We start from the raw sequence: 25,503 nt of genomic DNA on the forward strand, positions 1-25,503 counted from the left end.
GGTTCGAGTTTAGGATGCTCCCGCGCACCCCCGCCGCGCACCCCGGCACGCGCACCGCTGCCGCACGCACGGTTCGAGGCCGATGCCCAGCCACGACGGGTTAACCTCGGTCCATGGGCAGGTTCACAGACAGCTGGCGGTCGCATCTTCTGGTGACCCTCTCCGGAAATGGCGACGGCCGCCCGCAGTGGGTGGAGAAGATGGAACTGGGCGACGACGTCGGCTTCTTCGGCCCCGGCTCCGCCTCCTGGGCCGTGCACGGCGGGCTCGCGACGATGGTCGCCGGCATCCGTGCCCTGCTCATGCAGACCCTCCATCCCGGCGCCATGGCCGGCGTGCACGACTGGTCTCGCTATAAGGAAGACCCGCTCGGGCGCCTCTCCGGGACTATCCAGTGGCTCGTCACTGTGACCTTCGCCGACACGACGCTGGCCGAGAGCGAGTCGTCCCGGGTGGGGCGCTTCCACGACCGTGTCACCGGAACCTACCGCGACGCCCAGGGAATCGAGCGTCCCTACGCCGCCGGAGATCCTGAACTTCTCGCCTGGGTGCACATCGTCTTCACCGACGCGTTCCTGGCCACCCACTCGATCTGGGGAGGCCCCATCCCGGGCGGCGCCGACGGTTACGTGCGCGAATGGGCCAAGGCCGGAGAGCTCGTCGGCGTGCACAATCCCCCGCGCTCCGCGTCCGAACTGCAGACCCAGCTCGCTGCGTTCAAGGATGCCGGCATCCTGAAAAGTGACGAGCGCGTCGCCGAGGCCGTGCGCTTCATCCGCAATCCCCCGCTCCGGCCCGGCATGATGCCGTTCTACCGGGTGATGTTCGCCGGCGCCGTCGCCTCGATCCCCCGCGAATACCGCGAGCTGCTCGGACTGCGCCGTTCCCTGCTCCCGGCGGTCTGGGCGACCGGAGCCGTTCTGGGTCTGGTTCGCCTGCTGCTGGGCCGGTCTTCGACCTCAGAGGATGCCGCCCGCGCCCGCATCGCACGCCTCGCCGAGGCGAATCCGGCCTAGGCTTGGCGGATGCCTCCGCACCACGGCCGCCGATTCCCGGTCGCAAACCCTCCTCGCCGTTTCCCGGTCCGGGTGGTCGCGGTCGGCGTGGCGGTGCTGATCGCGAGTGCCGTCGGACTCAGCGTGGTCCTTCCCCTGTCCGCCGCCGACGGCACTGTGCGCGTGACTCGCACGGATGATCGCCCGCTACGGGTGCTGTTCGTCGGGGATTCGATCAGCTACGGTCTGAACGCCCAGCGTCAGGACCTCGGCTTTCGCCCGCTGATGGTCGATGCGCTCGCGAAGGGAGGGCCGGTTCAGGAGTTCCACACGAATCGCGCCGGGGCGACCACGCACGCGGTGTCCCGGCTGGTCGACGTGCCGGAGGGACTCGACCTGGCCGTGGTCGAGCTGGGCACCAATGACGTGGTCGACCAGACCGCACCGGACGATTTCGCCCGCAGCTACCGCGCACTTCTCCACCGTGTGCACACGGAGTCGCCCGGGGTGCCGTTGCTCTGCGTGGGAACGTGGGGCAGCGCGGGCGGCGCGGACGGGTCCGACACCTACAACGCGCTCATCGACCGGGAATGCGCGCGGCAGGGCGGAGCCTTCGTCAGCCTGTACGGGCTGTACCCGATCGAGGCCAACCGCGGACCTGCCGGGCGGAAGGTCTTCGGCGGAACGAGTGACCGTTTCCACCCCAACGACACCGGCTACCGGGCTATCGCGGCCCTTCTCCTTGACCGGATCACTGTCCACTGACCGGGCAGCCGGCCTCCTTGGGCCGCATCACACAACGCATCGCATATCGCGCCACCGAAGTACACCCCCTTGTCGATCTCCCTGATCTGAGGAAATCTCCAAGTATGAGATCAATCGACTGGGTACTGACCATCCACTGCCGGGAGTGCGGAATCGGCGCCACAGCCCACGTCGGGTCCGACCGGCGCATCGTATGGCCGGTGATCGTGCATGAGGGCGGATGCGCACTTGCCGACGACGAGGATCTCGTGGAATCACGCTCCGGGCATCCCGTGCAGGGACGCCGCCGCCCGGTCTTCGCCGGCTGACCCGGTCCCCGGCTGTTTCTGGCGGCGACATCACTCCTCGGACCTTGTGGTTTCGTCGGCGGATTTCGTCGGCGGATTTCGTCGGCTCGGCGTGCGATCTTCTTCAGAGTTCGGACGCCGGAGGCGCGGAGTACCGGAGCGAGGACAGATGCTCCTGGGCCGCCCGGCGCAGACCGGAGAACAGAGTGTCGCCGAGCACTGTGCCCACGACGACGATCTCCGCCTTGGCCGCCCGCTCGATGCGGGCGTCGAGTTCATCGATGTCGGCCTCGGCCGCCACGAGGGCGGCGGCCGCGTACCGCCGGAACCAACCGGCGGCGTCGATCTGGCCGATTCCCGTGAACGTGTCGAAGACCTGGGCCGCCGCGAGGCGACCGGGGTTGTCGTCCGAGACGTGCCAGCCCGCCATCAGCGTGTCGACGTGGGCCAGGGCATCCGCTGTCACCGTCGTCGGATCGACCGCCTCGGACACGGAATGCTGGGCGATCTCGAATGTCTCCGGCAGGGGGAGCTCGGAATCGATGGCTTCCAGCACTCGCCGGGCGGCGGCGACGGAGAGGCCACCGACCTCGGTCAGGCCGCGGATGAGACGGATGCGACCGAGGTGCGCGTCTCCGTACAGCGCCTGATTCGGACCCGTGCGAACGCCCGCCGGCAGCAGGTTCTCCCGCTGATAGAACTTGATCGTCGCGACCGCTACACCGCTGCGTGCGCTGAGTTCAGCCATCTTCAGGTCGGCGTCCGCCATGGTCAGGCCCCCGCCCGCTCGGCCGGCGCGCGATAGCTTTCGATCACGGCTGCCAGCGACTCCGCCCATGGTGTGGCATGCACACCGAGCAGTCGCTCGGTCTCACTGGAGTCGACCAGGAACGGCCGGTTGAACTGGTAGGACGAGTCGTTGGCCGCCCGGATGAACGGCACGAAGAAGCCGAGCAGTCGCAGGAACACCGGGCTCAGCGCCTTGACTCTGCCTTCTTCACCGGTGAGCCGATTCACCCGCTCGGTGATCTCGGCGCGGGAGAGCGGCTTTGCAGCGGGCACGTGCCAGACCCGGCCCCACGCACCGCGGTAGTCCGCGGCCGCGATCAAGGTGGCAACGATGTCTGCCCGGTAGCACCAGCTGTGCGGTTCGGTCGGGCTGCCGAAGACCCGGGCGGTCTTGCCGGCCAGAACCGGCCCGAAGAAAGTCGAGCCGAGTTGGCTGTTCCGGCCGGCGCCCGGTCCGAAGTAGTCGCTCGCCCGCACCTCGACGACCTCGATCTCGCCCCGGGCCTGAGCGGCGAGCGCGAGCGTCCAGCCCTCGGCGCGCACCTGCCCCTTCGGCTCGGTCGGGTGCAGCGGCGTCGTTTCGGACATGGGCATGGCGCTGTCCTCGCCATAGCCGTAGAGGTTGCCCATCAACACCAGCCGGGCCGAGGACCGGTGGGCCGCTTCGATGGCAGCCCGGTGCATCGGGGGCCACAGCTGCGGCCAGCGGTGATACTGGCGAGGACCGGTAGCGAGAAAGATCGTGGCGGCGCCTGCTGCTGCGGTGGCCAAGGCGTCCGGATCGGACGCGTCGAGGGTGATCGGCGTCGTGCCGGGCACGTTCGTGCCGGAGCGGGTCGCGAGCAGCACGGTGTCCCCACGCGCGACGAGGGCGCGGGCAAGGGCTTCGCCGATGTAGCCGGCGCCGGCGATGAGGTGGACGGTCATGAGAATCTCCTCTGCGGACGACGAGAGAGCCGTCGTGATGATAGTGCGACTTTCTGATAGTTATAGTATCAGATATACGAACTATCTAGCAAGTAATGGGGCCCCTATTTCTGCGTCCGCCGCGGCTGCCGAAGGCGCCCGCCGGTCGCTAGTGCTCGGGGGCGAAGAACGCGCCGATCGCGCCGCTCAGCGCCACCGGGTCGTTCACGTGGCATAGTTCCCGGGCGGAATGCATCGACAGCAGCGGGATTCCCACGTCGACCGTGCGGATCCCGAGACGCGTGGCGGTCAGCGGCCCGATCGTGGAGCCGCACGGCACCGTGTTGTTCGAGACGAATTCCTGGTACGCCACGCCGGCCTGCGCGCAGGTGCGGGCCCAGAGCGCCGCACCCGCGGCATCCGTCGCGTAGCGCTGGGTGGCGTTGATTTTCAGGAGCGGCCCGCCCCCGGCGACGACCAAGTTCGCCGGGTCGTGCTTCTCCGGATAGTTCGGGTGCACCGAGTGGCCGGCGTCGGCCGAGAGGCACCACGAGCCGGCGTAGGCGCGCAGGCGATCGCTGACGGATGCCCCGAGCCCCGCCCCGATCCGGGTCAGGATGTCGTCGAGCAGCGGTCCGCTCGCACCTGAGCGGGTCTCGGAGCCGATTTCCTCGTGGTCGAAGGCCGCGAACACCAGGATCTGCCCGGTGGGTGCGGGGGCGGCGAGCAGGGCGACGAGGCCGGCGTGCACCGAGGACAGATTGTCCATCCGCCCGGCGGCGAAGAGCTCGTTCCCGAGGCCGAACCGCGCCGGCGGTGCCGTGTCGGCCGTAAAGATGTCGTACCCGGCAACATCCGCCCCCGTCAGACCGGCCAGACCGGCGAGGTGCCCGATCAGGTCGGCCTGGCTCTTCTCGCCGACGCCGAAGACCGGGGTCAGGTGCCGCTGCCGGTCCAGGGTGAGGGCCGTGTTGGCGTCGCGGTCGAGGTGGATGGCCAGCTGCGGGATGCGGCAGAACGGCCCGGTGCGCACCAGGTGTTCGGTGCCGTCGACGGTCGTGAGGCGGCCGGCGAATTCGAGTTCGCGGTCGAGCCAGGAGTTGAGGAGCGGGCCGCCGTAGACCTCGACACCGGCCTGCAGCCAGCCGTGGGCGCCGATGGTCGGCTTCGGTTTCAACTTGAAGCCGGGCGAGTCGGTGTGGGCGCCGAGGATGCGGAACGGGGTCGTCGGGCCGGCGCCGTCTGGCTGCACCCACGCGAGGACGGCGCCGTCGCGCACCACGTAGCGACGCCCGCCCTCCTGGGGCCACTCGTCCGTTTCGCTGACGCGGCCGAAACCGGCGGCGTCCAGGCGGCGGGCGACCTCGGCCGCCGCGTGGTACGACGACGGGGAGGCGGTGATGAAGTCGGCGAAGTCGTCGATGTAGTCGGGTGTGAAGGTCATGGGTCAATCCAACCACTCTGCGTACTATGTGCTCTGTCACGGCCCGACACCCACGGCCTGCCATCACGGTCCCAAGGAGCGCACCCATGAGTGAAACGAACCCGGCGAACAAGCAGCCGCACCCGTCCCGCGCCGCCTTCGACGCCGTGATCTTCGACCTCGACGGAGTGGTCACCGACACGGCCGCCGTGCACGCCCGGGCCTGGAAGGCCCTCTTCGACGAGGCGCTGCCGGGGCTGACCAGATCACCGGTGCCTCCCTTCGAGATCGGGATCGATTACCGACGGTACGTCGACGGACGGGCGCGGGAGGACGGCATCCGTGCGTTCCTCGCGTCGCGCGGGATCGAGCCGAAGCGTGGCCGGGCGACCATCGACGCCCTCGCCGCTCGCAAGCAGGAGCTCTTCACCCGCGAGCTCGCCGCGGGCGGAGTGAGCGCGTTCCCCGGCACGCTGGCTCTGCTGCAGCAGCTGCGGGAACAGGGTCTGCCGGTGGCCGTGGTGACCTCGAGCCGCAACAGTGGCGCCGTGCTGGCCGCGGCGCGCGTCACGGGCCTGTTCGACGTCACCGTCGACGGTACTGACGCCCTGCGAATGGACCTGGCCGGCAAACCCGACCCGGCCCTGTTCCTCGAGGCTGCCCGGCGGCTGCACGTGACGCCCGACCGCACGGTGGTCATCGAAGACTCCGAGGCCGGGGTGCAGGCCGCGGCGCGCGGTGGATTCGCCCTGGTCATCGGCATGGACCGCAACGGCGACGACCGGCTGCACTCGGCCGGAGCCGATCTGCTGCTGACCGACCTCGCCGGCCTGGATCTGGCCGCCCTGGATCCCGCCGTGACCGGGAAGAATCGCGGCTGGGCGGGCGGAGAGTCCGGCAGCGACCCGTGGCTGCTGCGTTACATCGGCTACGACCCCGCCACCGAGGGGCTGCGGGAGGCGCTGTGCACCCTCGGCAACGGCTACTGGGGAACCCGCGGCGCGGCCGCCGAGGCCTCCGACGACGGCGTGCACTACCCGGGCACCTACCTTGCCGGCGTCTACAACCGGGTGCAGACCGACCTCGGCGAGCGCACCGTCGAAGACGAGCACCTGGTCAACGTCCCGAACTGGCTCCCGCTGGGATTCCGGGTGGCCGATGGCGACTGGTTCGACGTCGGCCGGGCCCGGCTGGTCACCTACCTGCAGGAACTGGACCTGCGCCGCGGCCTGCTGACCCGGGTCATCCGTTTTCGCGACGAGGCCGGGCGCACCACACGGGTGACCTCCCGGCGGTTCCTGTCGCAGGCGGCGCCGCATGTGGCAGTGCTCGACACCACGTTCGAGGCCGAGGACTGGTCCGGCCCGCTGACCGTGCGCTCGGCCCTCGAGGGCCGTGTCTTCAACCGCAATGTGGCCGCGGACCGGTTGCTCAGCGACACGCACCTGCTCCCCCGCACGAGCGCGGCCGTCGACGCCGAGACCGTGCTGCTCGAAATGGAGACCACACAGTCCGGCATCCACATCGCCCTTGCCGCTCGCACCCGGGTTCGGAGGGACGAGCAGGCCGTTGATCCCCCCCGGCACCTGCTCACCGACGACGCCGGCTGGGTGGCGCACGAGTTCACCCTCGATCTGGAGCCGGGGCATCCGGTCAGGGTGGAGAAAACCGTGATCGTCAGCACATCCCGGGACCGGGCCATCGCCTCACCGGCGCGGGCGGTGGCCGCCTGGATGCGGCGGCTACCGGACCCGGCGGACCTGCTGGCGGCGCACGAGCTGGCCTGGCAGGTCCTCTGGGACGAATTCGCCGTCGGCATGCGCGCGAGCGATCACCAGTCGCTCGCGCTCAACCTGAACACGTTCCATGTGCTGCAGACGGTGGCGGCCGTCGACGCCGACCTCGACGCGAGCGTGCCGGCCAGAGGGCTGCACGGCGAGGGGTACCGCGGCCACGTGTTCTGGGACGAACTGTTCGTCTACCCGATCCTCACCCTGCGCCGCCCTGACCTGAGCCGCGCGCTGCTCGGCTACCGGTACCGACGCCTCGGCGAGGCCCGGGCCGCAGCCCGGGGAATCGGCTGCGAAGGCGCGATGTTCCCGTGGCAGAGCGGCATCGATGGGCGCGAGTCCACCCCGACGGAACTCTTCAACCCGCTCTCCCAGCAGTGGATGCCCGACAACTCCCAGAACCAGCGGCATGTGGGCCTCGCCGTCGCCTACAGCGTCTGGGAGTACTACCAGTCCACCGGCAACACCGAATTCCTGATTCACCAGGGTGCCGAGATGCTGCTCGAGGTGGCCCGCTTCTTCGCCAGCCTGGTCCGTTACGACGAGGCGGACGACCGCTACGACATCGACGGGGTGATGGGGCCGGACGAGTTCCACGACGGGTACCCGGGGATACCCGGCAGCGGCGTGCGCAACAACGCCTATACGAACGTGATGACCGCGTGGGTGCTTCGCCGCGCGGTGGACACCGTGGCATTGCTGCAGAACCGGTACTGCCGGCCCCTCTGGAACCGTCTGCAACTGCGGCCCGAGGAGGTCGACCAGTGGGCCCGGATCAGCCTGAGGCTGAGGGTGCCGTTCCACGCGGACGGCGTCATCAGCCAGTTCGAGGGCTACGAGGACCTCCCCGAATTCGACTGGGACGCGTACCGGGCCCGGTATCCCTCGATCGCCCGGCTCGACCTGATCCTCAACGCCGAGGGCGACAGCACCAACAACTACCGGCTCTCCAAGCAGGCCGATGTGCTCATGCTGTTGTACCTGCTCTCCGCGGAAGAACTGCGCGAACTGCTCGAGACGATGGGCTACGCCCTGCCGCCGGAGGCCATCGTGCGAACGGTCGAGTTCTACTCGGCGCGCTCCACGCACGGCTCCACTCTCAGCAACGTGGTGCATTCCTGGTTGGATGCCCGACGCGACCGGGAACGGTCCTGGGCCTACCTGACCCGGGCTCTGGACAGTGACCTGGGCGACATCCTCGGCGGTTCCACCCACGAGGGCATCCACCTCGGAGCGATGGCCGGATCGGTCGACATGGTCGTGCGCTGCTACACCGGTCTGGAGATCCGGCAGGACATGCTGTGGCTGCACCCGATGCTGCCGGAGGAACTCACAGAGGTCACCTTCAGCATCAACTACCGGGAACAGCCGATCCGCCTGGAACTGACTCCCGGCAACCTGCGCCTGCAACTGAGGGCGGGAGGCGCCGCCCCGATCCGGGTGCGCATCGAAGGCAGCGAGGCCACCCTCTCCCCCGGTGAGACCCGCGACTTCCCCCTCGGCGAAATGGTGCCGAACCGACAACTTTGAGGGGTGCGGCCGGGCTGGCACCCCTCAAACGTGTCGGTTCACCGCAGTCTCGATGGTGCATCCTCGACGGGTACGCCCGCCGTCGCCCCGGGGAGACGGCCGTGGTGGTCCTCGAAACGGTGACCTGAGCGGTACCGGCTCCAGCCGCGAACGCGCTCACGCCTCGGATTGCAGGGCGGCCCGGGCGAACGCAGCCCCGCCCGGCGTGACGATCCACCGCCTGTAGCTGCTCGCGCCGAGGTCGAACACGCCCAGCCCGCGCAGCAGACGCCATTTCGGCAGCACCAGGTCGAACGCCGCCTCGGCCGAGAGCGGGTCGCCGTCTCGCCGCACCCAGCCGACGGTCTCCAGGCTCAGGGCCAGCAGCTGCTTGAACAGGTCGCTCTCGTCGAATCCCCGCCGCGCGATGAGCAGGAGCAGGAGTCTGATGGCGTCGGTCTCGGCCGGGTCGCGGCTCTGGTCCACGGTCCGGGCCAGGTGCCACCACAGCTCCCGCGGCGCCTCGGCGAGCGCCCGGCCGCGACTGGTTTGCAGCAGCATGCCGTGGCTCACGCGCAGCAGGCCGACGGTGCGCAGGTGCGCGCGCAGCTCGAGCAGCGGCAGGAAGTTGCTCTCCCGGTTGGCCGTGCCGGGCCGACCCCAGTCGAGTTGGGCCCTGGCTTCCACAACCACCGCCGGCGGCAGATAGCCGGCCTGGGTCAAACGGATGCCGTGCGCGCCGACGCGACGCAGCATCCACTGCACCGGTGTCACCATGCGTTCCATCGCCCGCACCGGCAGCAGGATGGTGTCGGCCACCCGCGCCTCCGCGAGCACCAGGCGGAACCCGGCGACGGAGTCGGGGTGCATGCGGGTTTCGAGTTCCTGGGTGACCTTCACCGTTGGAGCATAGCGAGGTGGTGCGACACGGCGGCCGGGCATCCGTATTGCCGTAGCTTTGAACCATGGCCAGAGACATTGCAACCACCACCGTCGTCGACCTCGCCGAGATGCTCGACTTCGTTCGCCCGAGGCACCGGATGCTGCTGGCCACCACCCGCTCCGACGGCCGCCCGCAGATCTCGCCGGTGTCCGGCGGGGTCGACCCTGCCGGCCGCATCGTGATCTCCTCCTACCCGTCCCGGGCGAAGACGCGCAACGCCGAGCGCAATGTGCACGCCTCCGTGCTGGTGCTCTCGGACGACTGGGACGGCGGTTGGATCCAGGTCGACGGCGACGCCGAGGTGCTGCACATGCCCGACGCTGCGGACGGGCTGGTCGAGTACTTCCGCTGCATCGCCGGCGAGCACTCCGACTGGGCCGAGTACCGGGCGGCGATGGCGTTGCAGGACAAGTCCCTGATCCGGATCACCCCGACACGGTGGAGCCCGATCGGCACGGGCGGGTTCCCGGCCGACGTCGCCGCTCGCCTCGACGCGCTCTAGCCACAGACCCCGGCCTCGCGGCGCACCCTGTGGAAGCAGGCGCATGGTCTAACGTGCGCCTGCTTCCAGAACCTGCGCCGCGAGCGTGGTCCGGCGCACCGTCGGCGCATCGTCGGCGCATCGTGCGCACCCCGCTCGGCGCACTGTCACCCGCACCTGCGAAGCTGGACGGATGACCGACACCCGCACCATGGCCCTCGAGATCCTGCGAAACCTGGTCGGGCGTGACGACGCCGACTTCCACGAGGGGCAGTTCGAGGCGATCGAGACCCTCGTCGACCAGCGCCGCCGGGCACTGGTCGTGCAGCGCACCGGATGGGGAAAGTCGGCGGTCTACTTCGTCGCCACGCTGCTGCTGCGCCGTCAGGGTGCCGGCCCGACCATCCTGGTGTCGCCGCTGCTCGCCCTGATGCGCGACCAGGTGGCCGCGGCCGCCCGCGCCGGGGTGCGCGCCGTGTCGATCAACTCCTCCAACCCGCACGAGTGGGCCGAGGTGCAGCAGCAGCTGCAGGACGACGAGGTTGACGTGCTGCTGGTGTCGCCGGAGCGGCTCAACAACCCGAAGTTCCGCGACGAGCAGCTCCCGGCGCTCCTGGCCCGGGTGGGTCTGCTCGTGGTGGACGAGGCCCATTGCATCTCCGACTGGGGCCACGATTTTCGGCCCGACTACCGGCGCCTGCGCGACCTGATCGCCCAGATGCCCGCCGGCGTGCCGGTGCTGGCGACCACGGCCACGGCGAACAGCCGGGTGGTGACGGATGTCGCGGCGCAGCTGGTCTCGACAGGCTCGACCACCGGGGGCTCGCCGGTCTCGACAGGCTCGCCGGTCTCGACAGGCTCGACCACCGGGGGCTCGACCACCGAGGTGGTCACCATCCGCGGGCCGCTCGCCCGGGCCTCCCTGCGGCTGGGCGTGCTGCGCCTGCCCGACTCGCGCACCCGGCTGGCCTGGCTGCTCAGCCACATCGACGAGCTGCCGGGCAGCGGCATCATCTACACCCTCACCGTCTCGGCGGCGGAAGACACCGCCCGGCTGCTGCGGGACGCGGGCCACCCGGTGCGCGCCTACACCGGGCAGACCGACACCGCTGAGCGGGAGGAATCCGAGGGCATGCTCAAGCGCAACGAGGTCAAGGCCCTCGTCGCCACCAGCGCCCTGGGCATGGGGTTCGACAAGCCCGACCTCGGCTTCGTGCTGCACCTGGGTGCCCCCTCCTCCCCCGTTGCCTATTACCAGCAGGTCGGCCGTGCCGGCCGCGCCACCGAGAACGCCGACGTGCTGCTGCTGCCCGGAGTCGAGGACGAAGACATCTGGCAGTACTTCGCCACGTCCTCGATGCCCAGCCAGCACAAGGCGGAGGCCGTGATCGGGGCTCTCACCGAGCACGGAGGTACCCCGCTGTCCACTCCCGCGCTCGAGGCCCGCGTCGACCTCAAGCGCAGCCCGCTGGAGCTGCTGCTCAAGGTGCTCGATGTGGACGGGGCTGTGCGCCGCGTCACCGGCGGCTGGGTGGCCACCGGGCAGCCCTGGTTCTACGACCGGGAACGTTACGAGCGCATCGCCGCCGCCCGGGTGAACGAGCAGCAGGCCATGCTCGACTACGAGCGCACCACCGGTTGCCGGATGGAATTCCTGCAGCGCGCGCTCGACGACGACACCGCGGTGCCCTGCGGACGCTGCGACAACTGCACCACAGTCTGGTTCCCCGGCGACGTGGCACCCGAGATGGCGACTGCCGCGGCCGCGTCACTCGACCGGGTCGGGGTGGCCATCGAGCCGCGCGCCCAGTGGCCCACCGGGGTGGCGAGCCTGGGCGTGAATGTGCGCGGCAACATCCCGGCCGGTGAACGGATGCTGCCCGGCCGCGCCCTCGCCCGCCTCACCGACCTCGGTTGGGGCGGCCCGTTGCGCGACCTGTTCGCCACACAGACCGCAGATGCGCAGGCCTCCGGTGCGCCGGGCACGGATGCCCCGGCGAGCCCCGCCCTGATCCAGGCCTGCATCCGCGTGCTGGCGGAGTGGGGCTGGGACGAACGCCCGGCCGCAGTGGTCAGCGTGCCCTCGCGCCGGCATCCGGTGCTGGTCGAATCGGTGGCCCGGGCGTTCGCCGACGCGGGGCGCCTGCCCTGGCTCGGCTCGCTCGACCTCGTGAACGGCGGGCCCACCGGCACGGCGGGGGGCAACAGCGCCTACCGGCTCTCCAACGTCTGGGACCGCTTCGCGGTGGGGCCCGAGCTGGCGGCGGCCCTCGATGAGGTGCAGGGGCGGCCGATCCTGCTGGTCGACGACCTGGCCGACAGCCGTTGGACCCTCACGGTCGCGGGCCGTCTGCTTCGCCGGCAGGGAGTCGTCGCGGTGCTGCCGTTCGCGCTGGCGCTGAAGTCCTGAGCGGTCGAAGCGTCAGCGCACTGCGCGCAGTTTGACCGTGCGCCGCCGGCCGACCTCGTCGGCCACGGCTCCCCCGACCTCGCCGGCTTCGCCGCGGTGGGCCGCCTGCATCGACAATCGCACGAGATCCACGCCGCCGAGCCCCGGCCAGCCCTGCACGAGGTGGCGCCAGGCCGTCGGCACGGCGGCCAGCCCCCAGCGGGCGGCCGTCAGCGCTCCTGCGGTCGCCGCGACGGCGTCGGTGTCTCCGCCGCCCCGGGCCGCCGCTTCGATCGCACGGCGCACCTGGCCGGCATCCGTGGCCCGGGCGTGCGTGATCGCCGACCAGGCGGCCTGCAGAGTCTGCACGACCCAACCGTTCCCCGGGAAGTCTGCGGGCCGTTTGTGCTCGGCATCGTCGAACCGGGCCGTCCACATCTCACGTCGCTCACTCGGCAGCGTCGGCAGCCCCGCTCGGATGTCCAACTCCCCCTCGAGCACAGCCTGCCGCAGGGCGAGCCCGAACAGTGCGCAGGCATCCGACGCATCGGTTTCGCAGTGGGTCAGCTCGCTGACCCGGCGCGCGGTCTCGGCCAGGGCGACCGGGTCGTCGAGATAGGCCAGCGCGACGGCCGCGGTCCGGAGCAGGGAGCCGTTGCCGGCGCTGCGTCCGTTGCGTTCGTGCTGTTCCCTGGCCGCGCGGCGCGCGCCGGCCGCGGTCGGCTCGCTGCCGGACAGCACGGCACCCAGCTGGGTCCCGGCATACGGCGCCGATTTCGCCCAGTTCACCCACTGGGCCACGATCTCGTTGAGCACGGACTCGTCTCGAAGGTCCCGGCCGGCCGCCGCCGCCACCGCAAGCGGCACCGTCATTGCCGTGTAATCGGTCCATTCCCCGGGGGCCCAGTGGAATCCGCCGCCGCCGCGCATGCTGACCGGAGCGGTGTCGGGCAGCGGTCCGGCGAATTCGTAGCCTGCCCCGAGGGCGTCCCCGCAGGCCAGCCCGAGGAGAACCCCGGCCGATCGGTCATGTTGGGCGGCGGTGAGATTCATGCGGGCTCCTTCGAGTGGGGCCGAGCGTAGGTCTGAGAGAGGATCGAGAACGGGCAGAAGAGGGGGCGGTGACGAGGGCGGTTCCGGTGTCGACAGTGAGCCCGCAGGCCTCGCGCAGCCTATTGCGAGGCGGAAGCCCGAACAAGGGTGTTGACATCAGCCCGACCGATGTGACGCACGGTGTCACGGGAATACTGACCGGCACACACTCCTTGTTAGTCTTCGGACGTCGCTTTTCGGCGATGGATACGCACCTGCAACCTCGGTTAGGCCAGAAACAATGAAGCTCAAGATCATGTCGGCGGTACTTCTCACAGCGCTCACCGTGTCGCTGGCCGGCTGCTCCGCCGCCGACACCGATGACACGACCACCACCGGCGCCGACACCTCGCTGTCCTCCGTGACGGATGCGGGAGTGCTCACCGTCGGCACCGAGGGCACGTACCGCCCGTTCACCTTCCACGAGGGTGGCTCCGGCGCGCTGACCGGCTACGACGTCGAGATCATCGAGGCCGTCGCAGCCGAGCTCGGCGTCAAGGTCAAATTCGAGGAAACCCAGTGGGACGGCATCTTCGCCGGCCTCGAGGCCGGGCGCTTCGACGTCATCGCCAACCAGGTCACGGCCACGCCGGAACGCGTCGCGAAGTACGACTTCTCGACCCCGTACACCGTCTCGACCGGCGTCATCGTCGTGAAGAGCGACAACACGTCGATCACCTCCTTCAAGTCCCTCTCCGGCAAGACCACGGCCCAGTCGCTCACCAGCAACTGGAACACCCTCGCCACCGAGAGCGGAGCCAACGTTCAGGCCGTCGAGGGCTGGGCCCAGTCGGTCGCCCTGGTCGAACAGGGCCGCGTCGACGCGACCGTGAACGACAACCTGACCTTCCTCGACTACCAGAAGCAGACCGGTGCCGCCGGCCTCAAGGTCGCCGCGAACACCGATGAGAAGTCCGCGACATCCTTCGCGTTCGTCAAGGGCAGCACGGCGCTCACGGATGCCGTCGACGGCGCCCTCGAGAAGCTCGCCGCCGCCGGCACCCTGACGTCGATCTCGGAGAAGTACTTCGGGTCCGACGTCTCCAAGTAACCCGTCCCAGCCATGAACCAATCTGCCTGGGACCTTTTCTGGTCCTCGCTGGGCCCCATGGTGCAGGGGGCGATCCTCGGCACGATCCCGCTGGCCCTCGCCTCGTTCGCGATCGGGCTGACTCTCGCGTTGGGACTAGCACTGATGCGTCTGTCCCGGCTTGGGTGGGTGTCCGGCATCGCCCGGGTCTACATCTCGATCGTGCGCGGCACGCCTCTGCTGGTGCAGCTGTTCGTGATCTTCTACGGCCTGCCCTCGGTGGGCATCGTGATCGATCCGTGGCCGAGCGCCGTGATCGCGTTCTCGCTCAACGTCGGCGGCTACGCCGCCGAGGTGATTCGGGCGGCGATCCTCTCCGTGCCCAAGGGCCAGTGGGAGGCCGCGTACATGATCGGCATGTCGCATCGGCGGGCGCTGACCCGCATCATCCTGCCGCAGGCCGCCCGGGTGTCGGTGCCGCCGCTGTCGAACACCTTCATCAGCCTGGTCAAGGACACCTCCCTGGCGTCGGTGATCCTGGTCACCGAGCTGTTCCGCGAGGCGCAGCAGGTAGCTGCCTTCAGTTCGGAGTTCATGCTGCTCTACCTCGAGGCCGCCCTGATCTACTGGGTGATCTGCCTGGCCCTGTCCTCGGTGCAGAGCGTTCTCGAAAAGCGATTGGACCGCTATGTCGCCCACTGACCCGATTGACCCGACCGATCCGGCCGGCCCGACGGCCCCGGATGCCGCGGCGCAATCCGACGCCCTGCTCCGCGTGCGCGGATTGAAGAAGAGCTTCGGCCCGAACCAGGTTCTGCAGTCCATCGAACTGACCGTGGGTAGAGGCCAGGTGCTCGCGCTGATCGGCCCCTCGGGCTCCGGCAAGACCACGATCCTGCGCTGCCTGAACGGCCTGGAGCTGGCCGACGGCGGCACGATCGACGTCGCCGGCGAGGTGTCGCTCGACTTCGGCACTCCCCCGACGAAGAAGCAGCTGGCGGCCCTGCGCGACCGGTCGGCCATGGTCTTCCAGCACTACAACCTGTTCCCGCACAAGACCGTGCTGGAGAACGTGCTGGAGGGGCCCGTCGTGGTGCAGCGACGCCCGAAAGACGAGGTCACGGCGGAGGCGCTCGCCCTGCTCGACCGCGTTGGACTCAGTTCCAAGAGGGACAGCTACCCGTTCGAGCTCTCCGGCGGCCAGCAGCAGCGCGTGGGCATCGTGCGCGCGCTCGCCCTGCGCCCGCAGCTGCTGCTCTTCGACGAGCCCACCTCGTCGCTCGACCCGGAACTCGTCGGCGACGTGCTGCGCCTGATCAAGGAACTGGCCCTGGAGGGCTGGAGCATGGTGATCGTGACCCACGAACTCGAATTCGCCCGGGAGGTGGCCACCGAGGTGGCTTTCGTCGACGGCGGCCGGATCGTGGAGCACGGCGACCCGAAACAGGTGCTGCGCCACCCGAAAGAGGAACGCACCCGGCAGTTCCTGCACCGACTGCTGTTCCCCTTCTAGGTTCGCATCCAGGTGTGGGGGCCGACCTCGCCGTGCAGCGGCTCAGCCCCTCACCTGTATGTCAGCTCGTGCGCTCAGAGTCGGACTGATCCGCCGGCTCGGACTCGGGCTGATCCGCTGCCCGGAGGGAGCCGGCGTGAGCTCGCGCAGTGGGATCCTTGCGCGTCTTGATCAGGCTTGCGACCGTGGTCACGGTCAGGACCACACCGATGACGATGAGGCTGAGGTTCGTGCTGATCTCGGGCACGCGGTCGTCCAGACCGTGTCCCCAGTGCAGAACGAGCTTCACACCGATGAAGGCCAGGATCAGGGACAGGCCGGTCGACAGGTAGACCAGCCGGTCGAGGAGTCCCTTGACGAGGAAGAACAGCGCCCGGAGCCCGAGGAGTGCGAAGGCGTTGGCGGTGAAGACGATGTACGCCTCGTCGGTGATTCCGAAGATCGCCGGGATCGAGTCGAGTGCGAACAGAAGGTCGGTGCTGCCGATCGCGATCAGAACGATGAACAGCGGCGTCACCGCGCGGCGGCCGGCGCTGCGGGTGAACATTCGACCGTCGACATAGTCGTCGGTCACGGTCAGGCCCCGACGGGCCACCCGAACTAGCACGTTGTCCTGCACGTCGGGGTCGACGTCGCGGTGCCGGTACAGCTGCACGGCCGTGAAGATCAGCACCAGACCGAAGATCAGGAACATGAAGGAGAACAGCGAGAGCAGGGCGGCGCCCAGCGCGATGAAGATCCCTCGCAGAATCAGTGCGAGCACGATCCCGAAAATGAGGACCTTCTGCTGGTACTTTTCCGGCACGGCGAAGGTCGACATGATGATCACGAAGACGAAGAGGTTGTCGATGGACAGGCTCTTCTCGACGATGTACCCGGCGAAGTACTCCGCGCCGAAGCCCCAGCCCACCTGCGCCGCGAAAACGAGGCCGAACAGGATGGCGACCGCGATGTACAGCACCGAGGAGAGTGCGGCCTCCCTAAATTTGACGACGTGCGGCCGAGCCATGGCCAGGCCCAGGTCCAGCGCGAGCAGACCGAGAATGAGTGCGATTGTGAGCGTCCAGCGGAGCGCAGTTACTTCCAGCAACTGTGACCTTCCTGTCAGATCCTCAGTGAGGATTTTTGGTCTGGCCCCAATAGTAGGGACCAGATTTGTGATTGCGTAACTTGGATTCGTGAGCCGGAAGGGTGGAGCGGCCTGCCCTGCTGATTCTCCAGCCCGGCAGCACTATTCTTTTCCAGTGACTTCAACAGCGATTTCTACGGTGGCCTCCGACTCCTCATCGCCCTCCGCCCTCCGACGCCTCTCCGGTCTGCTCCGGATCGGGATGGGCCTGCTGCTGTTCGCGAGCATCGCCACCCAGGTCACCGACCAGATCTGGAACGACGCCTTCGTGGCCACCGAGTACTTCGGTTATTTCACGATCCAGTCGAGCCTGATGAACGTGGTCGTCCTGCTCGTCGGGGGTTCCCTCGCCTTGCGCAGTCGTGTCGATCCCGAACTTCTCACCACGGTGCGGATGTCGGTCCTCACGTACATGGTCGTCACCGGGGTCGTGTACAACGCGCTGCTGCGCAATGTGGTTTCCGACGGCTTCATCGGCGTCGGCTGGCCCAACGAGGTACTCCACGTGTGGGCGCCGATCTTCATCGCCCTGGACTGGGTTCTCTCGCCGGGGCGACCCGCCGTGGCGTGGAAGCGTCTCGGCTTCGCCCTGATCTACCCCGTTCTCTGGGTGGTTTACGCCCTGGTGCGTGGAACGACGACCGGCTTCTACACCTACCCGTTCCTCGACCCTGCCCAACCCGGCGGTTTCACCGCGGTGGCGCTGTACGTGCTCGGTATCGCGGTCTTCATCGCCGGCCTGGCCGCGGCCGCGATCGCCGCCAGCCGCCTGCGGGCCCGGGCTCTGGAGGCCGAGCCGGCGTCCTGATCCGCGCCCGCGGTCATCCGGCTGCGGCACCGCGGACGAGAGCGTGGTGAACACGGCGATCATCTCGTCCACGCTGTGCGAGGCGGTCGACGGATGCCGGAACGGCCGCTTTCGCTCGAGGCTGTAGTGGTTGCGCCGGCCCACCCGCTCCCGGCGGATGTACCCGGCCTCGACCAGGTCGGCCGTGATGCTGAGTGCCGCCCGCGACGACACCCCCACCGTGTCCGCGAGCTCCTGCACCCGCGCATCGGGGTTGTCCGCGATGGCGAGGAGCAGGTGGGCGTGGTGGGTGAGGAATGTCCACGGCTTGCCGGGGGCATCCGTCGCCGGGGTCTGAGGTTCGATTGTTGGCAGCTCGGTCATCGGCGGGTCTCGTTCTCCTGCTTGTTCTGCCCGGACTTCTGGGCCTCCCGCTCGCGGGTGCGAGCCGATCGACGCCAGACCGGCTCCATCTCCGCCATCTCCTCGGCGGTGGCCTCCCGGAATGCGCCGGCGGGGGCCGCCTCGACCTCGCGCCGCCCCTGTCCCCGGGTGGCCCGCAGGCTGAGCACGACCGAGACCGCGATGATCAGCGAGATCACACCGAGGGAGACGTTCGTCGGAATGTAGAACACGTCGAGCAGCAGCATTTTGACGCCCACCCAGATCAGCACCAGAGAGAGGCCGATCTTCAGGTAGACGAACCGGTGCATGAGGTCGGCGAGCAGGAAGTACATCGCCCGGAGGCCGAGGATCGCGAAGGCGTTGGCCGTGAACACGATGAACGGTTCACTGGTGACCGCGAAGATCGCCGGGATGGAGTCCACGGCGAACACGACATCCGTCACCTCGACCAGCACGAGAACCGCCAGCAGCGGGGTGGCGAGCAGGATGCCGTTCTTGCGCACGAGGAAGCGCTGGCCGTGGAACGCGTCGGTCATCGGGATGAAGCGGCGGAAGATGCGCAGCACGGGCGACTTCTCGGGGTGCGCGTGTTCGTTGCGGGTGCGGATCATGCGGTAGCCGGTGAAGATCAGGAACGCGGCGAAGACGTAGAGGATCCAGGAGAAGTTCTCGATCAGCACCGCGCCCGCGGCGATGAAGATTCCGCGCAGCACGAGCGCGCCGAGCACGCCGAGGAACAGCACCCGGTGCTGGAACTGGCGCGGCACCGCGAAGGCCGCGAAGATGATCGCCCAGACGAAGACGTTGTCGACCGCGAGTGACTTCTCGATCAGGTAGCCGGCGTAGTACTGCTGTCCGAACTCGGCCCCGGCCGTGACCCAGATCACGGCGCCGAAGGCGATGCCGATCACCACCCAGATCACGGACCAGACCGCGGCCTCGCGGACCCCGATCACATGGGCCTTACGGTGGGCGAACAGGTCGACGGCCAACATGACGGCGATCACGCCGAACACCGCCAGCCAGGCGTACAGAGGAACGTTCATGGGGATTGCCTTCCAGTCATTGTTTCGACTGGAGGTCTGGTCCAACCCGGATCGGGTCCCTGCGGCCGGGTTTCACTGACGAAACCGTAATGACGACCACAAACTGGGGATTACTCCCCTCCGCGAACTAGTGAAGCATACTTCACCCTTTTGGCCAAACCGCGGCGGTTGAGCAGGGCTGCCGCCGCGACTACCGTGCACGGGAACGAAGGAGGATTCCATGAAGGGTTTTGTCGACGACATCGAAGACGCAGCCATCCGCAACTCCAATTTTCGGCAGGTGCTGTACACCTCGGAGAGGTTGCAGCTGGTCGTGATGGCGCTGGAGCCGGGTGAGGACATCGGGGAGGAGGTGCACCGGGATCGCGACCAGTTCTTCCGGGTGGAGAAGGGCAAGGGAGAGATCTGGATCGACGGCTCCCGAACGAAGATCCGCAAGAACTCGGCCATGATCGTGCCGGCCGGGGCGCGGCACAACGTGGTGAACTCCGGCGGCAAGGTGCTGCGGCTCGCCACGATCTACGCGCCACCGGAGCACCAGGATGCGATCGTGCACCTGACCCGTGCGGACGCCCAGGCCTCGGAGGAGCACTTCGACGGCACGGTCACCGAACCGAAGCCGAAGGCGAAGGCGAAGGCGAAGGCGAAGGTGAAGGCGAAGCAACAGCCGCGGAAGACGAAGCCGGCCGCCACGCCGTCATCGACGAAGGCGTCGTCCACCGACACCGATTAGCCGGGCTGCGTGCCGGCGGGCGCAACCTGCAGTCTGCGTGCCTGCAGGGCTCGTTCGCGCATCGCGAGGAACAGCGGGAAGGTGAAGGCGAAGGCCGTCAGGCCCGAGAGCACCACGTACAGCCAGCCGCGCTTCATCCCGAGGCGTCTGGCCTCAACGATGATCAGGATGCTGCCGGCCACCGCCACCACCAACAGGTCCACGGTCAGCGATGACACCGCCGGGCCGCTGTTCACCCAGTCCCCGACGAAGTCGCGCAGTTGCACGATAGCGAGCACGTTGAAGGTCCAGGTGCCCACGAGACCGGCCAGGGCAAGCGCCAGGTATACGAAGGCCAGCGGGGTCCAGTTTTTGGTCATAGGCCATTATGGCTGCCCGGTAGGGTCGTAAGCCGACCCCTGGGAGCGCCACCATGCCACACTCACCGCGCGCGTCGGCGTCGGCCCGCAATCGGCGCTCCCGACGCCCCGCCACAGCGCTTGTGGTGGTTCTGCCGCTTCTGGCCCTGGTCTGGGCGATCCTGGCCGGTGTGCCAGGCCTCACACCCGGGCTCGCCCCCGGCACCACGCCGGGCCTCGAGCCGGGTGCGTCCTCCGTTCCCGGCGTGGGTGCCCCCGCGGCCACCGGCGACGCCGCCGACCTGCTCGCGACCCTGCCGGTCAAGGGCAAGGCCCCGAAGACGGGCTACGACCGAACCGGCGAGTTCGGTTCGGCCTGGCAGGACGTCGACGACAACGGATGTGACACGCGCAACGACATCCTGGCCCGCGACTTGACCGCCCTCGTGACCGATGACACCTGCCGGGTGCTCAGCGGCACGCTGCTGGCGCCGTACACGGGCGAGTCGGTCGCGTTCGAGCGCGGCGAGACCAGCTCGATGCTCGTACAGATCGACCACCTGGTTGCCCTGTCGAACGCCTGGCAGACCGGCGCCCAGCAGCTGGACCGGGCCGAACGGATCGCCCTGGCCAACGACCCTCTGAATCTGCTGGCCTCCGACGGCAGCTCCAACTCGAAGAAGGGCGATGGGGACGCCGCCACCTGGTTGCCCGCCCAGAAGTCGTTCCGCTGCGAGTACGTGGCCCGTCAGATCTCGGTGAAGGCCGCTTACGGTCTGTGGGTTGCCCCGGCCGAGCACGATGCCATGGGGCGGATTCTCGTCGACTGCCCGGGCCAGACGGCCTACGCGGCCACGGTCCGGTAGAACCGGGACTCCCCCGGAGCGGGTCGGGCCAGGGCAGTCGGGTGCCGGTGAGGGCAATCGGGCTAACCCGACACCACGACGTCTCCGATCTCGCTGTAACCCTGGGGGCTGACGGTGATGACCAGCTTGGCCGGGATCTGCTCCTTCATGGAGTCGACGTGGCTGATCAGCCCGATGGTGCGGCCGCCGGCGCGGAGGCCGTCCAGGGTGCTCATCGCGGTTTCGAGGGTGGCACTGTCGAGCGACCCGAAGCCCTCGTCGACGAACAGGGTGTCGAGGGCGATGCCGCCGGCCTGGTTCGACACGACCTCCGCCAGACCGAGGGCCAGGGCCAGGGAGGCCAGGAAGGTCTCGCCGCCCGAGAGCGAGTGGGTCGGCCGGGCGCGCCCGGTGTGGGCATCGCGGATCATCAGCCCCAACCCGGACTGACTCCCCCGGTACTGCACCGAGTCGTCGTGTTCGAGGGTGTACCGGCTGCCGGTCATCGTGCGCAGCCGGTTGTTCGCCGCGGCGATGATCTGCTCCAACTGCGCGGCGAGAACGTAGGTTTCCAGGCGCATCCGTTTGGTGTTGGGTTCGTCGCCGTGCACCGCGGCCGACAGCTCCCGCACCTGGGCCTGCCGGGACAGAAGTTCGTCCCCGGCGTCGAAGTGCGCCCGGGCATCCGCGACCAGCCCGGCCATGACCGCGACCCGCTCCCCGAGCGAGCCGCGGGCGGCCAGCGCGGCGTCGCGCTCTGCCGCGGCCCCCGCCACGGCGTCCCGGGCCGGTGCGAGGTCGAGCAGGTCGGCAGGCAGGCCGGCGAGCGACGGCTCGGCGAGCACGGATCGCGCCGCCGCCACCTCATCGTCGTGGCTGCGGATGCGCTCGTCGAGTTGGCGGACGTCAGCCTCGGCACGGTGGGCCGAGACGGCATTCGCCTCGTCGGCGAAGCCTTCCCGGACGAGCTGGGACTGCACGGATGCATCGGCGGCCTGCAGCACGCTGCGATGCTCGCGGCTGAGGCCGAGGGCCTCGTCGAGGGTGCGCGCCGCCGCCAGTTCGGCGTGCAGCCGGTCGACCCGGCAGCCGACCGAGGCGAAGTCGCCGCGCTGGAGTTCCACCCGGTCATCGATGGCCAGCCGGGCGCTGCGCCGCTCAGCCAGCTGAGCGGCCACCTCGTCGCGCGTGGACCGCAGGCCCGACAGGGTGCGGACGGCGGCGTCGAGTTCGGCCCGTAACCGACTCCGGTCCTGGCCAAGGGATTTCTCCCGCAGCCCGGCGCTGCCGGCCGCGGCCAGGGTCTCCTCGGCGACGGCCAGGTCGGCACCGAGCTGCTCGGTGTCGCGGTCCCCGGCCCGCACACGGGCCTCGGCCAGCCGGGTGGCGACCGTGCCGATGCCGGCATGGGTCTGCTCGAGCCGGGCCTGCCCGGTTTTCAAGCGCAACCGGGCCGCCACGATATCGGCCTCGGTGACCGGTTCGTCGTCGCCGGTGGCCGGGGCCGGATGCACGGTCGAGCCGCACACCTCACACGGCAGGCCCGGCAGGAGGTTCGAGGCCAGTTCGACGGCATGGCCGGCCAGTCTGCGGTCCACCAGGGTCTGGTAGTGCACCGCCGCGGCCGTGTTCTCGCCGGCCGACACCGCATCGGCGAGATGCGCCGCCGACAGGTCGGCGTCAAGACGCCGCACCTCGTCGGACGCTGCGAGGGCCGCCTGCAGCCGCTCCAGCCGGGCCCGCGCCTCGGGTTCACGGGCCGCCCCGAGGGCCGCCTCCGCGAGCTCGACATCCACCGCGTCGAGCCGTTCCGGCAATTCCTCCAAACGCGACTGTGTCTCGAGCACGGCCGCCGCCTGCCGGTCGAGGTCGGTCTGCAGCAGCGCGATCTCGCCCTCGATGCCGGGGAGCTGTTTTTCGGCCAGCGCCACATCGTTCAGGGACCCGAGTCGGCCGAGGAGATCCTCGGACACGACCGTGAGATTCGCCGCCGTCTCCGTCGCAGCCGGGTCGGCCTGGAACGCGCGCCAGGCCTCGCGGGCCAGCTGCTCGGCGGCGAGGGCCGGCTCGAGCGCGGCGTCGGCCTCCTGCCAGGCCTGCAGCGCGGGCCACACCCGGGCAGCCCGATTCGCGGCCTGCACGGCCGCCCGATCGGCGGTGACGCCCGGCTCCCGGCCGTCGAGGACCGTCCAAGCGGTGTGCGCCGCGGCCCGGCGTTCCTGCCGGCCGCGCAGTTCCTCGTCGGACTGCAGCTTCGCCGTCGCCGCGTCCAGCGCGGCGGTGCACCGCTCGGCGGCGTCCACCGCGTGCGCCAGAGAATCGTCCAGGTGCACGAGCGCGTCGGTGAACCAGCCGCGATCGAGAACCTCGGGAACCACGGGAAGCCCGGACGCGCCGGCCGGCTGCAACTGGCGGGAGGCCGTGGTCGCCAGTCCCGCCAGGCTCTGACGCACCGACAGCACCTCATCGTCGAGGCCCTTGCGCCGATTGATCAGTTCCAGGTCGAGATGCTCGAACCGGGCCGTGCCGAACAGGGTGCGCAGCACGCCACGGCGATCATCGGTCCTGGCCAGCAGGAACCGCTGGAACCGGTTCTGCGCCAGCAGGATCACCTGGAGGAATTGGTCTTGTTTGAGCGGCAGGATGCGGCTGAGTTCGTTACCGACGTCGACCGGCTTGGCCGCGACGCTGCGCCAGCCACCTGGAGCGCCCGGCTCGCCCGGCAGGTCACGGATGTCCAGACGCGCGTCGGGCGGCGACATGGTCGTTCCCACGCCACGCTTCTTGGCCTTCTCATACCGGGGCGTGCGATAGATGCGGTAATCGCTCTCGTTCAGACCGAATTCGAGCTCGACGAAGGTGAGGTCGTCGGGATCGCAGTGGTCGCTGCGCAGCGGGGACTCCGTTCCCTCGTAGCGCGGCACGCTGCCGTAGAGGGCGAAGCAGACGGCGTCGAGGATGCTCGACTTGCCGGCCCCGGTCTTACCGGTGATCAGGAAGATGCCGTCGGCGTCGAACCGTTCGAAGTCGATCACCTGCTCGTTCTTGTACGGGCCGAAACCGGCGATCCGCAGGCGTTTGATCTTCACCGGCTGACCTCTCTGATCGCATCGACGGCGAGGAGTTCCGCCACCAGGTCGCGCTCGAATTCGGTCTGCCCGACCCCGTTGCGCACGAATTCGAGGAATCCGGCGACGATCTCGTGGTCGGTGCGCCGATGGATGCGGTCGCCGTAACTGGCGGCATCCGGGTCGGCGACGATCGCGGGCCGATGCTCGAGGGTGACGCAGTGCGGAAAGCGTTTCTGCAGGCGACGCATGCCGTCGAGCGGCCGCACCTGGTCGGTCAGGATGGCGGACACCCAGTCGGGCTCGAATTCCGTGAGGGCGTCGTCGGTGAGGAGCTGGTCGATCTCGCCCGTGAGCACGCTGAGCCGGCGCGGGACCGGCAGCGAGACCCACTCGATCTGCGCTGGGAGAGCGGCCCGGAGTTCGACCAGCCAGCAGCCCCGGGGTTTGCCGGCCTCCGAGAACGAATAGTGCAGCGGAGCCCCGGAATAGCGCACCCGGTCGGTGAGCCGGGCCCGGCCGTGGATGTGGCCCAGTGCGACATAGTCCGGGTCGATCTGCGCCACGCCCGCCTGCGCGGGGGCGAGCGGGGCATCCGCTCCGGCGAAAACGGACACGGGCACCAGGTCGAGGCCGCCGGCGGTGATGTCCCGCACGGCGTCGGTGGCGGCGGCGGCGGGCACGCCCGCTGCGAAGCAGTGGCTGAGCACGACCGACCGCCCCCCGCGCACCGCCAGGTCGTCGCGGATCTGCTGCATCACGAAGGTGAGCACCTGCTCGTGCGTCTTCAGCTGCTGCCCCTCGACCTGAAAGGAACTGAGGTGGCGGATCAGCGCAGGCTCGAGATAGGGGATGCCGTAGAAGTGCACGGGACCGTCGTCGTCGAGGATCGTGACGGGTTCGAGGTACTGCTCCGGTCGGGTCAGGACGTGAATGCCCGCCAGTCCCGCCCATTCCGACTGGAAGCCCAGCCGGGTCGCCGAATCGTGGTTGCCGCTCGTCATCACGACCGATGCCCCTGCCTCCCGGATCGCGCGCAGCGCGGCCGCGAGCAGGGTGTAGCTCTCCGCCGACGGCATCGCCGAATCGAAGACGTCGCCGGCGACGACCACCACCGTGACCTGTCGTTCCCGCACGACCTCGACCAGCGCGTCCAGAACCTGGCGCAGGTGTTCCAGGGTCGGATGCGTGTGGAAGGTGCGCCCGATGTGCCAGTCAGACGTGTGCAGGATCTTCATTC

The 25,503-nt window shown here is 69.2% G+C and carries 22 protein-coding genes and 1 pseudogene; 12 read left to right on the plus strand and 11 right to left on the minus strand.

Annotated elements, in window-relative coordinates:
- Positions 1–113 precede the first annotated feature (113 nt).
- The 3 genes from E3T49_RS15380 to E3T49_RS15390 all read left to right on the plus strand — a co-directional run bounded on the left by E3T49_RS15380 (position 114) and on the right by E3T49_RS15390 (position 2,068).
- Positions 114–1,016, plus strand: coding sequence for an oxygenase MpaB family protein (locus E3T49_RS15380; protein ID WP_134425797.1), 903 nt, complete (start codon positions 114–116; stop codon positions 1,014–1,016).
- A gap of 9 nt (positions 1,017–1,025) precedes the next feature.
- Complete coding sequence (locus E3T49_RS15385; RefSeq protein WP_134425798.1) at positions 1,026–1,760, plus strand: SGNH/GDSL hydrolase family protein; 735 nt, start codon at positions 1,026–1,028, stop codon at positions 1,758–1,760.
- Between the two features lie 104 nt (positions 1,761–1,864).
- A complete protein-coding gene (locus tag E3T49_RS15390; protein WP_134425799.1) occupies positions 1,865–2,068 on the plus strand; it encodes a hypothetical protein in 204 nt (67 codons plus the stop codon).
- Positions 2,069–2,171: 103 nt separating this feature from the next.
- Here the strand turns inward: E3T49_RS15390 and E3T49_RS15395 are convergent, their stop codons facing one another.
- From E3T49_RS15395 to E3T49_RS15405, 3 genes are all read right to left on the minus strand, one after another.
- Complete coding sequence (locus tag E3T49_RS15395) at positions 2,172–2,816, minus strand: MerR family transcriptional regulator (protein WP_198414271.1); 645 nt, start codon at positions 2,814–2,816, stop codon at positions 2,172–2,174.
- Between the two features lie 2 nt (positions 2,817–2,818).
- Complete coding sequence (locus tag E3T49_RS15400; protein ID WP_134425800.1) at positions 2,819–3,763, minus strand: NAD-dependent epimerase/dehydratase family protein; 945 nt, start codon at positions 3,761–3,763, stop codon at positions 2,819–2,821.
- A 148-nt stretch (positions 3,764–3,911) separates the two neighbouring features.
- Positions 3,912–5,186, minus strand: a complete 1,275-nt coding sequence (locus tag E3T49_RS15405) for a M18 family aminopeptidase (protein ID WP_134425801.1) — start codon at positions 5,184–5,186, stop codon at positions 3,912–3,914.
- 86 nt (positions 5,187–5,272) lie between these two features.
- On the opposite strand from E3T49_RS15405, the gene E3T49_RS15410 reads away from it, so the two are divergent.
- Positions 5,273–8,485, plus strand: a complete 3,213-nt coding sequence (locus tag E3T49_RS15410) for a beta-phosphoglucomutase family hydrolase (RefSeq protein WP_134425802.1) — start codon at positions 5,273–5,275, stop codon at positions 8,483–8,485.
- 156 nt (positions 8,486–8,641) lie between these two features.
- On the opposite strand, the gene E3T49_RS15415 is transcribed toward E3T49_RS15410, so the two are convergent.
- Positions 8,642–9,364, minus strand: a complete 723-nt coding sequence (locus E3T49_RS15415) for a hypothetical protein (protein WP_134425803.1) — start codon at positions 9,362–9,364, stop codon at positions 8,642–8,644.
- Between the two features lie 65 nt (positions 9,365–9,429).
- On the opposite strand from E3T49_RS15415, the gene E3T49_RS15420 reads away from it, so the two are divergent.
- Both E3T49_RS15420 and E3T49_RS15425 read left to right on the plus strand, forming a co-directional pair.
- Positions 9,430–9,909: a PPOX class F420-dependent oxidoreductase gene (locus tag E3T49_RS15420; protein WP_134425804.1), complete on the plus strand. Its 480-nt coding sequence runs from the start codon at positions 9,430–9,432 to the stop codon at positions 9,907–9,909.
- A gap of 172 nt (positions 9,910–10,081) precedes the next feature.
- Complete coding sequence (locus E3T49_RS15425) at positions 10,082–12,298, plus strand: RecQ family ATP-dependent DNA helicase (RefSeq protein WP_134425805.1); 2,217 nt, start codon at positions 10,082–10,084, stop codon at positions 12,296–12,298.
- Positions 12,299–12,310: 12 nt separating this feature from the next.
- Here the strand turns inward: E3T49_RS15425 and E3T49_RS15430 are convergent, their stop codons facing one another.
- Positions 12,311–13,330, minus strand: coding sequence for an ADP-ribosylglycohydrolase family protein (locus E3T49_RS15430; protein WP_134425806.1), 1,020 nt, complete (start codon positions 13,328–13,330; stop codon positions 12,311–12,313).
- A 280-nt stretch (positions 13,331–13,610) separates the two neighbouring features.
- Here E3T49_RS15430 and E3T49_RS15435 point away from each other — a divergent pair, with 280 nt between their 5' ends.
- The 3 genes from E3T49_RS15435 to E3T49_RS15445 are packed head-to-tail and all read left to right on the plus strand — an operon-like array spanning position 13,611 to position 15,912.
- On the plus strand, positions 13,611–14,420 hold the full coding sequence (locus E3T49_RS15435; RefSeq protein WP_134425807.1) for an amino acid ABC transporter substrate-binding protein: 810 nt from the start codon (positions 13,611–13,613) through the stop codon (positions 14,418–14,420).
- 12 nt (positions 14,421–14,432) lie between these two features.
- Positions 14,433–15,101 carry an amino acid ABC transporter permease gene (locus tag E3T49_RS15440; RefSeq protein WP_134425808.1) on the plus strand — a complete coding sequence of 223 codons (669 nt, stop codon included), beginning with the start codon at positions 14,433–14,435 and terminating at the stop codon, positions 15,099–15,101.
- Complete coding sequence (locus E3T49_RS15445; RefSeq protein WP_134425809.1) at positions 15,088–15,912, plus strand: amino acid ABC transporter ATP-binding protein; 825 nt, start codon at positions 15,088–15,090, stop codon at positions 15,910–15,912. Before E3T49_RS15440 ends, E3T49_RS15445 begins: the two co-directional genes overlap by 14 nt.
- Positions 15,913–15,973: 61 nt before the next feature.
- Here the strand turns inward: E3T49_RS15445 and E3T49_RS15450 are convergent, their stop codons facing one another.
- The gene (locus E3T49_RS15450; RefSeq protein ID WP_134425810.1) at positions 15,974–17,002 is read right to left on the minus strand and encodes a TerC/Alx family metal homeostasis membrane protein; all 1,029 of its coding nucleotides are present in this window, start codon (positions 17,000–17,002) and stop codon (positions 15,974–15,976) included.
- 154 nt (positions 17,003–17,156) lie between these two features.
- Between E3T49_RS15450 and E3T49_RS15455 the strand changes: the two genes are divergently transcribed.
- Positions 17,157–17,849 carry a Pr6Pr family membrane protein gene (locus tag E3T49_RS15455; protein ID WP_134425811.1) on the plus strand — a complete coding sequence of 231 codons (693 nt, stop codon included), beginning with the start codon at positions 17,157–17,159 and terminating at the stop codon, positions 17,847–17,849.
- Between the two features lie 201 nt (positions 17,850–18,050).
- On the opposite strand, the pseudogene E3T49_RS16675 reads toward E3T49_RS15455, so the two are convergent.
- Together E3T49_RS16675 and E3T49_RS15465 are read right to left on the minus strand one after the other, a co-directional pair.
- Positions 18,051–18,212, minus strand: a pseudogene (locus E3T49_RS16675) (helix-turn-helix transcriptional regulator); the annotation flags it as partial.
- The gene (locus E3T49_RS15465) at positions 18,209–19,279 is read right to left on the minus strand and encodes a TerC family protein (protein WP_134425812.1); all 1,071 of its coding nucleotides are present in this window, start codon (positions 19,277–19,279) and stop codon (positions 18,209–18,211) included. The gene E3T49_RS15465 and the pseudogene E3T49_RS16675, both read right to left, overlap by 4 nt.
- A 220-nt stretch (positions 19,280–19,499) precedes the next feature.
- Here E3T49_RS15465 and E3T49_RS15470 point away from each other — a divergent pair, with 220 nt between their 5' ends.
- Complete coding sequence (locus tag E3T49_RS15470; protein ID WP_134425813.1) at positions 19,500–20,012, plus strand: cupin domain-containing protein; 513 nt, start codon at positions 19,500–19,502, stop codon at positions 20,010–20,012.
- Here E3T49_RS15470 and E3T49_RS15475 read toward each other — a convergent pair.
- The gene (locus E3T49_RS15475; protein WP_134425814.1) at positions 20,009–20,371 is read right to left on the minus strand and encodes a DUF2834 domain-containing protein; all 363 of its coding nucleotides are present in this window, start codon (positions 20,369–20,371) and stop codon (positions 20,009–20,011) included. The two genes, E3T49_RS15470 and E3T49_RS15475, sit on opposite strands and share 4 nt — an antisense overlap.
- 53 nt (positions 20,372–20,424) lie before the next feature.
- Here E3T49_RS15475 and E3T49_RS15480 point away from each other — a divergent pair, with 53 nt between their 5' ends.
- Positions 20,425–21,216: an HNH endonuclease family protein gene (locus E3T49_RS15480; protein WP_134425815.1), complete on the plus strand. Its 792-nt coding sequence runs from the start codon at positions 20,425–20,427 to the stop codon at positions 21,214–21,216.
- A 62-nt stretch (positions 21,217–21,278) separates the two neighbouring features.
- Here the strand turns inward: E3T49_RS15480 and E3T49_RS15485 are convergent, their stop codons facing one another.
- Complete coding sequence (locus E3T49_RS15485) at positions 21,279–24,284, minus strand: AAA family ATPase (RefSeq protein ID WP_166785584.1); 3,006 nt, start codon at positions 24,282–24,284, stop codon at positions 21,279–21,281.
- On the minus strand, positions 24,281–25,501 hold the full coding sequence (locus E3T49_RS15490; RefSeq protein ID WP_134425817.1) for an exonuclease SbcCD subunit D: 1,221 nt from the start codon (positions 25,499–25,501) through the stop codon (positions 24,281–24,283). Before E3T49_RS15490 ends, E3T49_RS15485 begins: the two co-directional genes overlap by 4 nt.
- Positions 25,502–25,503 lie beyond the last annotated feature (2 nt).

Origin of the sequence: Cryobacterium cryoconiti (genome assembly GCF_004403065.1) — a bacterium.
Lineage (GTDB): Bacteria > Actinomycetota > Actinomycetes > Actinomycetales > Microbacteriaceae > Cryobacterium > Cryobacterium cryoconiti.